The following is a 13,639-nucleotide window of genomic DNA, read 5'->3' on the forward strand; positions in this document are numbered from 1 at the left end:
GTACCGATGTAACCTTGAGGCTGAAACGGAGTTGTCATGAAGCAGTTCCCCAACCGCCGCCGCCGGGCGTTTGTACCGTGAGAACATCACCGGTGCGCAGCTGAAACTGAGCTGCATCCGGCAGTTCTTCGCGATCGCCGTTCTCTCGGATCAACTCGTTTTTGCCTGGCTTGCCTGCTTCGCCACCGTGCAATCCAAACGGTGGATAATCGCCGCGTCGCTGCGTGAGGAGTGAGACGGTCATCGGCTGGAGAAACATGATTTCCCGAATCACGCCCGCGCCGCCGCAGTGCTGCCCCTGGCCGCCGCTGCCATGACGAATGGCGAAGCGCTGCAGTCGCACAGGAAAGCGATGCTCGAGCACCTCGGGATCGGTGATGCGCGTGTTGGTCATGTGCGTGTGAACCGCATCGGCACCGTTGCCAGTTGCCGTCGCTCCGCTGCCGCCGCAGATCGTTTCGTAATAACCAAACGTGGCATCGCCGAAGAGGAGGTTGTTCATCGTCCCCTGGCTGGCCGCGGCGAGGCCGAACGCCGCGAGCAGTACGTCAACGACGCGCTGCGATGTCTCGACATTGCCACCGACAATGGCAGGACAATCCTCGGGCCGTTCAGCTGCCGGTGGATTCAACAGGCCGGGCGGAATGATCAACTCAACCGGCGCGAGCACACCTTGATTCAGCGGAATGTCTTCGTCGATCAACAGCCGCAAGGAATAGAGCACGGCCGCAGTGACGATGGCGCGGTTGGCGTTGAGATTGCCCGGATGAACGCCGGCCGTTCCGGTGAAATCAATCCGCAGCGGTTGTTCGCGCGCGGGATCAACGGAAATGGCTACTTGAATCCGCGTGCCGTCGTCGAGGTGATCGACGAACTCTGCCCTTTGAAACTTCAGCCGCGCGATTGCTTGTCGCGTCTTCGCTTCCGCCGCGACGCGAATGTGCTGCATGTAGGCCTGCACCACCGCCAGCGATTGCTGCTGCACAAGCTGCAGCAGTTCGTTTGCGCCTTGCTGATTGGCCGCCAGTTGGGCGCGAATATCGGCCAGGTTGTGATCGACTGCGCGACTGGGATATGGTCCCGAAGTCAGCAGCGCGGCGAGTTCTGCAAACTTCTCGCTTCCCGCATCGACCACTTTAAAATTGCGAATCAGCACACCTTCTTCTGCCAGGCACTTCGAAAACGGCGGCATCGAGCCGGGCGTAATGCCACCGATCTCGGCATGATGAGCGCGACTTGCGGTGAAGAAGAGTAGTTGGTGTTGCGAATCGAACACGGGAGTGACAACAGTAACGTCCGGCAGATGCGAACCGCCGCGATACGGATCGTTTGTCACCACCACATCGCCCGGCCGCAACCGACAATCGCGCAGCACGCTCTTTACCGTCTCGCTCATCGCGCCGAGATGGACGGGAATGTGCGGTGCGTTCACAACTAGTTCACCAGTCGCCGTGAAGATCGCGCAGCTGAAATCGAGCCGCTCCTTCACGTTTACGCTGACCGACGTATTCCGCAGCGTATGCCCCATCTGCGTAGCGATGGCCGTGAACTGCTGATTGAAAATCTCGAGCAGCACCGGATCAGCGATGCTGGGATCGGTCTTCGGCGCCAGCGTTTGTTCGCCGCTGTCCTCGATCAACAATTCGCCGCCGCTGAGCATCTTGGCCCGCCAACCGGCGTCGATGATGGTCGTTGTCAGCGGTTCGACGATAACCGCCGGGCCGTCGACAAACTCGCCTGGCTGCAGCGAATCGCGACGAATGATCAGGGCCGCACCATCTTCACTCCCTCTCCTCGGCACATCAGGGAGAGGGCCGGGGTGAAGGGCCGAACTGCATGAAATCCCTCTACTTTGGTTCTGACTACTCTTCCCCGTCGCCATCACGCGCGCTGCGACCGTCATCAGCCCGCGCCCCGTCTGCACGTACCCATAACGCTGCTGATGCTCTGCCGCAAACGCCTGCACCCAATCGCCATCGCGCGGTTCACGAATCTTCAGCGGCACATCGGTCCCTTGGTAGCGCAAATCAAGCTCACGGCCGAATTCGATTCGTTCCGCTGCAACGCCCTCAGCTGCGAGAGCAACTCGGCCACGTTCTTCTAGCTGTCTAAAGATGGCCGGCAGGCTGCGTTGCAGAGCGTCATCCCACGACAGATAAAGTGGATGCACTTCGTGCTGGATGACATCGGCCAAACCAATGCCTAAGGCGCTGAGCACTCCCGCATCGGGATGACTCAGAATCCGTTTGATTCCCAACTGCCGTGCGACCGCGCAGGCGTGCTGTGCCGCTGCAGCGCCGAAGGCAACGAGCAGATCCTCGCGAACGTCGTAGCCACGAGCGATCGACACCGAACGAATCGTGGCGGCCATGTGGGCGTTGGCGATGCTGATGAACCCCGCCGCGAGCTCAGCGAGCGAATATCCCGCAGGCCGGACCATTGGTCCGGCCGAGTTTTTGGTTGCCATCACATCGAGCACTTCTTGCAACCGCCGCTCCACCGCGGCCCGCTCAAGCGGAAACGGGAAATGCTCCGGCACAATCCGGCCGAGGAAAAAATTGCAATCGGTGATCGTCAGCGGCCCGCCTCGGCCGTAACAAGCTGGGCCTGGATCAGAGCCGGCGCTCGCGGGACCAACCGTTAGTTTCACGCCATCCCAGCGGCAAATCGAACCGCCGCCAGCTGCGACGGTTTCCACGGCAAGCATCGGCGTGACGAGTCGCACGCCTGCCTTCTGCGTTTCGTACTCCACGGCAAAGCGTCCGTCGTAGCGTGCCACATCGGTGCTCGTGCCACCCATATCAAATCCGATCGCGCGCGAATAACCAACCGATTCGGCTGCGCGGGCGAACCCCGTCACGCCGCCGGCTGGCCCCGAGAGGACACTGTCCTTACCGCTGAAGTTCGCCGCTCGCACCAAGGATCCCGCCGACGTCATCAGCCGCAGTTCACTGCCAGGCAACAGCGACTGCAAACGCCCAACGTACTCGCGGAGCACCGGATTCAAATAGGCATCGACGAGCGTCGTATCGCCCCGCGGCACGATTTTCATCCCCGGCGAGATGCGGTGGGAGATGCTGATCTCGCGAAAGCCGATCTCGCGCGCGAGCTGTTTGAGTTGCAGCTCATGTTCCGGGTTCTTCCAAGCGTGCAGCAAGCAAATGGCGAGCGATTCGATGCCGCTGCTGCACAACGCATCCAGTTGAGCTCTCGCCTGCACAAGATCGAGCGGCCGCAGCACCGCGCCATCGGCGGCCAATCGTTCGTCCACTTCTACCGATACTTCATGCAGCGGCTCGATCTTGCGAATGTTGCGCGCGAACAGGTGCGGACGATTCTGATAACCAATCCGCAGCAGATCCGCAAAGCCGGCCGTTGTGATGAACGCCGTCCGCGCTCCCGTGCGCGTCAGCAGTGCGTTCGTGCCCTTTGTCGTGCCGAGTTTCACATCGCTGGGAGGAATCGCTTCGTCGAGGCGCAATCCGAGGAACAGCCGAATGGCGAGGATCGGCGCGGGTTCGGGCGAAATGATTTCGTAGGCCGCGTTCGATCGTTCGCCGTGCTCTAACTCGATGTGCAATCGACCATGCACATCGGAACTGCGAATAAGCGTGGGCTGGAGAGCTTCGCCCTTTTCATCGAGCACGCGCAACTCACAGCCGCGCCAGAAGTCCACAGGTTCGCCGTTTCGCGCGGCGTCGTGTAATACGCCGCCCACAACATCGCCGCGGCCCTTTACGCGAGCCGAACTCAGCACTTTGCGCCGCAGCAGCACACCATCGGGCCGCAAGGCCAGACAGTCGGTGAACGTGCCACCGACATCGAGCCAGAAACTCCAGCGGGGAGTAGACGGCTCGCTCATTCGCTCGCTTTTTCAGCGCCGCCGACGGAGTAGAGTTTCGAAATCGTGCGGATATACATCCGGCCATCCGAAACTGCGGGGGTGCTGCGGCATTCTTCTTTTAGATCGATCTTGGCGAGTTCCTTGAACTCTGCCGAGGCCGCGATGACGACCACCACGCCCGCTTCATCGACGCAGATCACTTTATCGGCCACGCGAATCGGCGAGCCGCTGTTCCCCACGCCGCCGATCCGCTTTTGCCAGACCTTGCTGCCGTCGTCGGCATTGATGCAAGTCACGATCCCTTTGTCGGACCAGAGAAACATCAAGTTGCCGAGCGCCACCGGCGTCGGCACATAGGGCGCTTCCTTGGTAACTTCATAGACGACCTCCGGCTCTGGGCCAGGCCGCAGTGCGACGACCGTGTTGCCGCCGCCGCCCGATCCCGTAGTTCCAAAGATCAAACCACTGACGACCTGCGGACAACTGATCGTCCGCATCTTGAAGACCTTTTGTGACCAATTGGTGTTGCCGGTCGCAGGGTCGACGCCGAACAAGCCTTCGCCTGTCGAAGCCATCACCAACTCATCGGCGCCGTTTTCGTTTTTGCGAACCGTCGGCACCGAGTACGATGCCGTGTCGATCTTGCAATCCTTCCGCCACCGCTTCTTGCCAGTTGCTTTATCGACGGCCAGGACAAAGCTCTCGGTCGGCTCCGGCACACCGGCCTGCTTCGAGTTTTCTTGCGAGCAAGTGATGATCACCATGTCGTTATATACGATCGGGCTCTGGCCGAAGCCGTGCTGACTAACCCAAGCACCGAGATCGAGCGACCACTTCTCATTCCCCGCGTGATCGAAGGCTTTGAAGTAAGTGTGCTGAGGATCGGACCAGGCGAAATAGACTTGCGACTCATCCACGCAAGGAGTGCACGAGGCAAAACTGCTGCGGGCGTGCAAGTGATGCGGCACGCCGGGATAGTCCTTCTGCCAAACGATCTTGCCGTCGACGGTGCTCAGGCAGAGCACATGCCGCATCGCCGTTTTGCCGTCGGCGCTGAGGAGAAAAATCTTGTCCTTCCAAACAACCGGGCTGCTGTGCCCGATGCCTGGCAACTTAGCGACCCAGTTGCAATCTTTTTCAGTCCAGCTGTCGGGAATCGTCTTGGCTTCGCTCACGCCCGTGCCGTTGGGGCCGCGAAAGCGCGTCCATTCCTGAGCCGTCGCCGTCGCCAGTGACAAAAAGCACGCCAATATCGCCAGTACCGTTGCAAAAGCACGCATCGTCGAACCTGTTACCGGTGGGTGGAAGTGGGGGGCAAGGCGGCGGAGAGGGACCGGCTAAACGTTCTGTGATGTTATCCCGCCCGCTGCTCGTTCGCAACGTTTGGGCTCGAAGCACCTTTGAATCTGCAGTAAAGCCGTCGCTGTTCACAACAGTTGTTGATGTTTTCTGAACCTCCGAAGTTGTTACTAACTATCGACTTGCGAAAAACAGGATGCATAAGTCCACAACACTTTGTCTGCTTTTACAACACTTTCACAACAGCCCGACAACGATTTGCTTGCCAGTCGCTGACCACTTTATTGTGAGCTACCAATGCTCGATGTCTCGCGGCGAATCATCGAGCAGTGAGCTACCGCGCAGCAGCGACCATCCACCACAACCAACACTGAGGTGTAGCGGACGGGGCATCGTGGAAGTGAATAAATGTACATATGTAGCGGCAGCTTGTCAAGCCTTGGGGGTGTTCGCCAACTTGTCCGCAGCATGGCTGCGGACTACGTTTCCTTGCCGGTCATCTAAAGTCAGCAGGAAGTGAAAAATGCGATTCGTCGAACGTCGGACCGAGAACGGCCAAGAGATTGTGGTCTTACGCTACGCGGCAATTTTTTATTGGCTCATGTGGCCAACGCTCGCCCTCACCATCTTGGCGTGGGTGGCGCCTTCATCCGTTGTGTCGACGGTGACCGCCGTTGCCTGGGTTGTGTGCTTGGCGACGGCTGCTCCCTATTGGCCGATTGTCTTCGAGTTGAAACGCCGGATGCGAGAATCGTCGATTACGGCGGCGGGCTCGAAGTACTCGTTTTCCAATCCCCTCACTTACCGCTGGGCAGCGGAGGGGACCAAGGAATGAATCTACTTCGCTTGCTCGATCAAGATGAGCACGCGAACTTTGCCCTTGGGGGCGGCGGAGGAGGAAACGCTGGGAGTCGCGTTGCCGGTTGCCTTTGGCAGTTGGAACAGGCTGGGAGTCAGCTCCTGCACGAACTCAGGCTTTTTGCTCGTTTCGGCAGCGATGGCTTGATTGCCTGGGACATCTTCAGCCGCGGGAGTATTCGGAGCAACCGCCGGTTTGACGGGCAGGCTTGCCACGGCCAGGTGCTGCTCAGGCGTCAGCGTCACCGCCGGGCCGGACTTCGCCACGCGATTGAGGGCGAGTTCCAATTCCTCGGGAGAGATCTGTAAGAACAGCGCGTCGGCCGCTGTGGTGGCGTCGCTCGTTCCAAGTTTTTCTTTGTAAGCCTTGCGAACGAGTCCGCTGCCGGTTGTCTGATCGCTGGGACGCTTCTTTTCGATGCCTTGTTCGGCCAGTGCTTCTCGCAACAGGCTGCCCGTGGCAAGGTCCTTCGGCGAAGTGATTCGCACGACGAGAACTTGATCCTCACCAGGCAGTGCAGCGAGCACCGGAGCAACTGCGCTGTTCGTCGTCGGCTTGACGGCGACATCAATTGGTTTGCGGCCGTTGTTCCAAACCATCGTGCCGACCATGATCAGCAGCGAAGCGGCGATCGCAAGGACGCCGATCGTGGCGCGGCGAACGGTTTTGGAAGAGGGAGTGGAGGCCAACGTGATGTTCGCGTTTTCGTTGGCCTTGGCCGAAATGGCAGCCGCGACAACGCGCTGGGCAAAGCCTTCCGTGACCGAGTAGCGAGGGAGCAGCGCGACATCTTGCCGCAACTGCCGCAGCTCAATGACCTGTTGTCGCAACTCCGCATTGTCGAGCAGTTCGGACTCAAACGCCGACCGTTCGCCGGCCGGCATTGCGTCATCCAAGAAACTGCTGATTCGTTCGTCGTGGGCATTCATTTCTGGCGCTCGTCATCATCTGGGGGATTTTTGAATTCCGTTCAGGTCCGCCCTGTTCCGCTGTCCGTACTTGCTCTTCCTACTCGCCGCCACCTGCCTGAAGGATCGCGGAGAGTTCATCTTTCAAAGCCAAACGAGCGCGATGGAGACGACTGCGAACCGTGCCGACTGGGAGATCCAGCACATCGGCAATGTGGTCGTAATCGCAACCTTCCACTTCTCGCAGCACCAGGATCGAGCGGTGTTCGTCAGAAAGTTTGGCCAGTGCTCGTTGCACCTGAACCGCCCGTTCCTGCCGGAGGAGGTTTTCATCCACCTCCTCGCCGTCGTCCTGGGGCTCTTCACCTGTCAGTTCGCGGGTTTGTTCGACCGAGCTTTCGTCTCTCTTTCGTCGCCGCCTGCTGATCGCAGTGTTGAAGGCGATGCGATACAGCCAAGTGTAAAACGCACTGCCGCCGGCAAACGAAGAAAGCTTCAAATAAGCCTGAACAAAGGCGTCCTGCAAGGCATCTTCGGCTTCGTGGCGTGACGAACAAACATGCACCAAGGCCGTGAGCAACCGGTCCTGGTATTTCTGTACCAGTTTGCCATAGGCCTGCGAGTCACCTCGCAGGGTTGCCTGAATCAGCGGTGCATCGTCGTGCGTCACGTTGTCAAAGCCTTGGACGCGGGGCCGGAGTGGAAAGTTCCGAAATTAACTTGAAAATGATGAGTACAACCTACGGGCCGCCGCAGCCACCGAATCATAAAGCTCGATACATCAATGCGTTACGCCACAACCATCGAGCGGGATGAGGCACGTATTCGTGGGGGTTGGGAAGTCAATGGCGGGTTTGGAGAACGCGGTTTGCCGCGGTTCCCGCCTGAAACCGCTGCCCCACAAGCACCTATTCTTACCACCCGGGCGGGAAGTTCAACTCGCCCAGAATGGCACATTGGTCGGAGATCGAATTTTCTGGAGGGTGTAACGACTTATTTGTTTGGAATTCTTTGTTCCCTCTTACTGCCTCTCCTCGGTCCTCAAACCCAGCTATTTAACCCGCTACAGCTTCGGTCCGGCCGGTTTCATCGGTGGCTGCCAGGCGTTGGCCCCGGTCACCTTCACCTTGCGGCTGTAAACCTTGTCGCCGCAGGTCGCCAAGACGGTATCGAACTTCGGCCCGGCAAACGTCAGGTTCGAACACTTGCCGTTCGGCGTCGGGATGATGCAGTTTACTCGCCCTGCTTGATCGCAAACTTGCAGGCCCAGGTTGGTCGCCACCCACAACCGGCCGTTCTGATCGCATCGCATGCCGTCGGCCCGGCTATCTTCGGCCGTGTCGGGCACATGCAGGTGATAGTACTTCTGCTTGTTGGCGAGCGAGCCATCGGGCTGAATCTGATAACTGTAAACCCAGTGCGTGCTGCGGTCGGAGACATTTAACAATGTCTGATCGGGCGACACGGTCACGCCGTTGGCAAAGATCAAGCCGCTGTCGACCACCTGGCGTTCGCCGGCCGGGCTGATGTAAATGATCTCGCTCGGGCTTTTGCCGTCCCAGCCGGGCTTGGTCGAATAGATGCTGCCATTGTGTAGCACGACCAGGTCGTTGCAGCGAAAGCCGCTCTTCACAAGCGACCATTCGCCTTTGTCGTTCATCTGCATGATGTTCTCGGCATCCATGCGAATCGCATAGAGGTTTCCATTCGGGCCCATGGCTTGGCCGTTCGCGCGCTCCGAGCCTTCGAGCAACACGCTGATCTTTCCGTCGGCATCGATCTTATGCGTGCGCTGATTCGGAATGTCATTGAAGAAGACTTCGCCCTTGGCATTCGCGGTCGGTCCTTCGGTGAACTTGTAACCTTCGCCGACGAGCTTCCAATCCTCGCCCGGAATCAAGATCTCCTTCAGCTGCGGCGAACCGAGCCCCGCTTTGATCGGCTGCGGATAATCCTTCCAGAGCCAGCGAATCGCGTCGGGATAAATCTCCGTTGCGTGCTTGCCGTTGTGGCCGCCGTCGCCCCAGCTGTGATTCACTTCGTAGCCGGCAAACACCAGCGAACGCTCGAGCTCTTGATTGGCCATCCACCAATCTCCGGCGTAAATGTTTTGATCCGCGCTGCCATCTTCCAGAAAAATTCGCAACGCCTTCGGCTCGTACTTGCGAACCAACGTGGGATAAACATTGCCCCCGCGTAGCCCGACATAAGTGCCGATCGCGCTGAACACTCGGCGAAACTCATGTGGCCGTTCCCAAGCTGCCGTGAACGCCGCAATCGCGCCGCTGCTCGAACCGGCGATGCAACGATCATTGCCATCCTTCGAAAGTTTGATCTCGCGGCCGTCGCTGGCTTTCTTCGTTTCGACATCCGGCAGCAGTTCTTCCAGCAAAAACCGGGCGTAGCTGTCGCCGAGTCCGTCATACTCAAAGCTACGATTGAATCGATCCAGGCCAATTTTGCCATCGAGCGCCTTCACTCGGCCCGGAGTAATAAAGACGCCGATCGTGATCGGCATTTCTTTCTTCGCGATCAACTCATCAAACACAGCAGGCCCATTGAACTGCACACCATCTTGATTGATATGCACACAGGCCGGCTTGTCGGGCGAGTATTGCTTGGGAATGTAAACGGAATACTCCCGATAGGTCCCGGGAAAAACCTTGCTGTTCTCGAAGCTGAACTTCAGCACTTCCCCTTTGGGAATGTCCTGAGCAGCGGCGAATGAACAAGCAATGTGCGTTGCGAGTACGAACGCAATTGAGCATCGAATCATAAGGCAACCTTGGAAGAGGATGAATTTCGCAATAAAGGTTTGGTGATCATCGTAGCAGCCGGCAGGACGGCAGGTGCGACCCGTTGTCGTCGTTTTGCTCCGCAAACGGTGAATGGAGCCTTCGGCAGTTGGAGGTTGCCTTCAACCACGCTACACTGCGCCCTACTGCGATCGGAATGAACTTGGCAACGACGCCATTTTCCAGTCGCAGTTGGCGGACACAATCATGGTTGCCTCTCCTCAACTAATGATTGACGTAGGAGCGGGCGTAGGCTTGCCTGGCAGCAAAGCCGAGCGTCCGTTGCTCATCAATCGTTCGCGCCCCGCGCTCGGGGCTCTGTTCGAAGTTTGCCTCATCGGCAGCGACGAAGAACATTTGTCTTCGGTGGCCGAGGCGTGTCTGGCCGAAACGCAACGGCTTGATCGCCGTTTGTCCCGTTTCTCGGCCAACAGCGAAACCTCGCGCATCAATCGCGACGCTGCGCGCAATGCCGTGATCGTCGATTACGAACTCGCCGAGCTCCTCACGCTCTGCTATTCGGCCTGGCAGCGGACCGAAGGTTGGTTCGACATCGCCTCGAACCAAAGTTGGTCGATCAAGAACCGGCAAGTCGAGTTTCTCGAGCTCGGCACGCAGTTGGATGTCGGCATCGTCAGCAAAGGCTACACGCTCGATCGCGCCGCCGAGCTCGTCGATGAATTCAACGTAGCCGACGCCATTCTCCATGCCGGCACGCAGACCGTACTGGCGAAGGGAAATTCCCTGACGGGCCGCGGTTGGCAGGTGCGCGTGCGCAATCCAGCCAGCGATGCCCAAGGCGCGGAGTTGCTCGTTGAGTTGTGCGACGAAGCGCTCGCCGTGGTTACCAATCACGATCGGCACCTGCCCGCCGATCAGCAGGCAGCCGTGCTAGTAACCGCGCCGACAGCGTTCGAAGCCGAAGTCTTTGCCGCCGCGCTGTTGCAAATGGGCCGGGCTCGCGCGCTCGATTTTCTTAGCCAGCAAACCCAGCGCGTGTCGGTTGCCTGGCTCGACGAAGTGACATTTCCGCATGAGGGTACTTGGCATTGGCTGACGGAATAGTCGGCCTGAATTGCCCGGCCTCAAACGCATTGGCTTGCGCAGATAACGGCCTCGCAACGTGCTATCGCCCCGCAATCTCGGCGCAGATTCTCCGGGTTCTAACGGATTTATACGCGCTACCGCCCCGGTTGGGTGTTGAACACAACGCCGCTTTTGCGGTTGACGCTAGCCTGCATACACCGTTTCGGGGCAGTTTGGTAATCAAGTATTCCTGCGCGGGCTGCCGACGATGATCGTAGCAGTAGTTGCGTGAAATGCGCGCATGCGAAATCTCACGAAACTGCCGGAAAATGCAGTCGCGGCTAGCAAAGCGATGGCAGCAATTGCTCCTGTTGGAGCGGCTGTCGTCCCAGCGGCCTCGGCGGCAAAAATCGGGCGGCACGGCAGTCATCTCCCGCGATGGCAACTGTGCTGCGATCGGCGACTGGCAGCCAACGTCGGCGATGACCCAAGGGAGTGGGGTTTTCATGCGTCTGGATATTCGCCGTTTCATCGGCGCGATGCTGCTCGGCGGAGCTCTCGTGTGGTCCGCGACTCCCGCGCGCGCCATCGATCCGCGCGAAGAATCCCGCGCCATGTTCCTGCTCGGCGACGGCCTCGAGTTTCAAGCCGATGCGCTTCGACTGGTCGCGATGCAGGAAGAAATGTCGAACCAGCCGTTCGACCCCGGCACCACGCAGCCCTTTGATCCCGGTTCGCAACAACCGTTCGATGCCGGCAGCGGTCTGAATGGCAACCCGTCGTTCGGCGGCAGCGATGCCATCGATAGTTTGATCCAGCGGCTGCAAGCGCCGGGCACGGAAGCAATTTCCGGATCGGAAACACAAACGTCGGTCGCCAGCGACCTAGGTCAGTTGCTGCAAGACAGCGACAACATTCAAACCGTCGGCGCGCAGCGGCGATCGCAGGTGGCCTTCGATCCGCGCGTCCGCGGCTATCACTATTCGCAGGTCTACGCCCAAGCCGAAGGACAATACTTCCTGCCGGTGCGGCTCGATCTCGACTCGATGCTGAATAAGATCGATCCTTCGCTCATCCAGAGCGTCGCGGTTATTCCTGGTCCGTATGGCGTGCGCTATGGGCCGGGATTTGCGTTCATCGATATCGATCTGATTGATACGCCGCGCTACTGCGATTGCCCGCAGCAACATGGCCGAGCCGCCATCGACGCCAAGAGCAACGGCGGTCAGCTCGGCGAATGGATCACTGCGATGGGCGGCGGCAACGACTACGGCTACATTGTGCACTACGGCCAGCGCAAGGGCTCCGACTATCTTGCCGGCAATGGCCAACAAGTGCCGTCGAGCTACCAGTCGCAAAACGTGCTGATGCAGTTCGGCTTCGATTGGTCGCCGAATACGAAGACTGAAATTCGCTACAACTATTTCGGCTTGGGCGACACCGAGTACGCGCTGCAATTCTTCGACGTCAGCTCGCTGAAGACCAACGCGCTGAATGTGATCACGACCAATGTCGATCCCACCGACGGTAGCGTGTGGATCAATCAAATCTGGTTCAACGAAACCGATTTCCGCGGCAACAATGGCGGCGCTGGCAAACGGGGTGTGCGTGGCCGCATCACCGATGCGCTCAATACCGACCTGGCAAATGGCGGCTTTCCTGGCGCTGGTTTCGGCCCCGATGATTTCTCCGCCGCCGTCGATGGCGATCTCGGCAGCCATGGCGCGCGGAGCATGAAGACCTGGGGCGACGATACCTCGGAGCTGCTCCGCGTCGGCACCGACTTCCGCTTCATCGCGCAGTCGACGCAAGAGCGGTTCAACTTCACCGATCAGCCTGGCGACTTTCTCGATCCCGATCAAGAAAACTTCAGCACAAACCAACCTCGCTCGGTGCTGACCGATCCGGGGGCGTTCGTCGAAATCGCGGCGCCGTGGACCGATTACCTGCGCGTGTCGGCTGGTGCGCGTCTCGACTGGGCACACACCTATCGTGCGACGAATCTGCCGCTGCAAAACCAAGGCGTGCTCGGCGATTTTTCGAACGCTCAGAACGACTTGCTCGGCGCTGCGTATCTGGCCGGCGATGTCGATCTGGCTAGCAACTGGCACATGCGACTTGGTGCGGGCTATGCCGAGAAAGCGCCGAATCTGGTCGATCGCTACTCCGACGGCATTTTCATCAGCATGATCCAAAGCGGGTTCAGCCGCGTCATCGGCCGGCCGTCGCTCGACAAGGAGCAGGCCATGCAAATCGATGCCTCGCTCCGTGGCGACTTCGACTACGGCCATGTGCGCATGTCGGCCTATCACAGCTGGATTCACGATTACAACACCTACTTCACCTTCGGTGTCGATCCGCCGACCGGCGCTCGCTTCCTCGCCGCGACCAATACGCCGCTCGCCACGCTCAAGGGTTTTGAACTCTACGGCGATTACCAGGCCAGCGAACAACTAACGTTCTTCGCGACGATGAACTACGTCGAAGGAACCGACCAGACTATTTCGCAACCGCTGCCTGGCATGTATCCGCTCGAGAGCCGCCTCGGCTTGCGAGTGGTCGACGGCAACGGCGGAAACACGTGGGGCTGGGAATGGGGCTGGCGGTTAGTTGACGCTCAGAACCGCATCGGCGTGCTACGGGCCAACGACTTCAACCTGCCGATTTATGAAGCGGTTGAAACCCGCACGGGCGGATTTGCTACGTCGTATCTCAAGAGTTATTACAACTACAGCCAGAACCTGCACTTTATCGCGGGCATCGACAACCTGTTCGACCGCAACTACGTCGAGCACCTCGACCTCCGCTTCAGCGGCACCACGCCCAACTCTGGCCCCCTGCTGGCAGCCTGGGCACCTGGCTTCAACGCCTACGGTGGTGTTGAGGTCAACTGGTAGGAACTGTTTCG

8 protein-coding genes are annotated in these 13,639 nt (G+C 59.2%); 3 read left to right on the forward strand and 5 right to left on the reverse strand.

Annotated features, from left to right (window positions below; genetic code table 11):
• Positions 1-34 precede the first annotated feature (34 nt).
• Together M9Q49_RS09320 and M9Q49_RS09325 are read right to left on the reverse strand one after the other, a co-directional pair.
• On the reverse strand, positions 35-3,862 hold the full coding sequence (locus tag M9Q49_RS09320; RefSeq protein ID WP_254508455.1) for a hydantoinase B/oxoprolinase family protein: 3,828 nt from the start codon (positions 3,860-3,862) through the stop codon (positions 35-37).
• Positions 3,859-5,124 (reverse strand): outer membrane protein assembly factor BamB family protein, encoded by a 1,266-nt coding sequence (locus M9Q49_RS09325; RefSeq protein WP_254508456.1) that lies wholly within the window; start codon positions 5,122-5,124, stop codon positions 3,859-3,861. The genes M9Q49_RS09320 and M9Q49_RS09325 overlap by 4 nt, the downstream gene beginning before the upstream one ends.
• 542 nt (positions 5,125-5,666) lie before the next feature.
• On the opposite strand from M9Q49_RS09325, the gene M9Q49_RS09330 reads away from it, so the two are divergent.
• Positions 5,667-5,978 (forward strand): hypothetical protein, encoded by a 312-nt coding sequence (locus M9Q49_RS09330; protein WP_254508457.1) that lies wholly within the window; start codon positions 5,667-5,669, stop codon positions 5,976-5,978.
• Between the two features lie 2 nt (positions 5,979-5,980).
• Here M9Q49_RS09330 and M9Q49_RS09335 read toward each other — a convergent pair whose 3' ends face one another.
• The 3 genes from M9Q49_RS09335 to M9Q49_RS09345 all read right to left on the reverse strand — a co-directional run bounded on the left by M9Q49_RS09335 (position 5,981) and on the right by M9Q49_RS09345 (position 9,686).
• Positions 5,981-6,931 carry an anti-sigma factor family protein gene (locus M9Q49_RS09335; protein ID WP_254508458.1) on the reverse strand — a complete coding sequence of 317 codons (951 nt, stop codon included), beginning with the start codon at positions 6,929-6,931 and terminating at the stop codon, positions 5,981-5,983.
• A gap of 79 nt (positions 6,932-7,010) precedes the next feature.
• Positions 7,011-7,580 (reverse strand): RNA polymerase sigma factor, encoded by a 570-nt coding sequence (locus M9Q49_RS09340; RefSeq protein WP_254508459.1) that lies wholly within the window; start codon positions 7,578-7,580, stop codon positions 7,011-7,013.
• A gap of 393 nt (positions 7,581-7,973) precedes the next feature.
• Positions 7,974-9,686 carry an SMP-30/gluconolactonase/LRE family protein gene (locus M9Q49_RS09345; RefSeq protein ID WP_254508460.1) on the reverse strand — a complete coding sequence of 571 codons (1,713 nt, stop codon included), beginning with the start codon at positions 9,684-9,686 and terminating at the stop codon, positions 7,974-7,976.
• A 226-nt stretch (positions 9,687-9,912) separates the two neighbouring features.
• Here M9Q49_RS09345 and M9Q49_RS09350 point away from each other — a divergent pair, with 226 nt between their 5' ends.
• Positions 9,913-10,770, forward strand: coding sequence for an FAD:protein FMN transferase (locus M9Q49_RS09350; protein WP_254508461.1), 858 nt, complete (start codon positions 9,913-9,915; stop codon positions 10,768-10,770).
• A 323-nt stretch (positions 10,771-11,093) separates the two neighbouring features.
• On the forward strand, positions 11,094-13,628 hold the full coding sequence (locus M9Q49_RS09355) for a TonB-dependent receptor domain-containing protein (RefSeq protein ID WP_254508462.1): 2,535 nt from the start codon (positions 11,094-11,096) through the stop codon (positions 13,626-13,628).
• Positions 13,629-13,639 lie beyond the last annotated feature (11 nt).

The organism is Anatilimnocola floriformis (genome assembly GCF_024256385.1).
Taxonomy (GTDB): domain Bacteria; phylum Planctomycetota; class Planctomycetia; order Pirellulales; family Pirellulaceae; genus Anatilimnocola; species Anatilimnocola floriformis.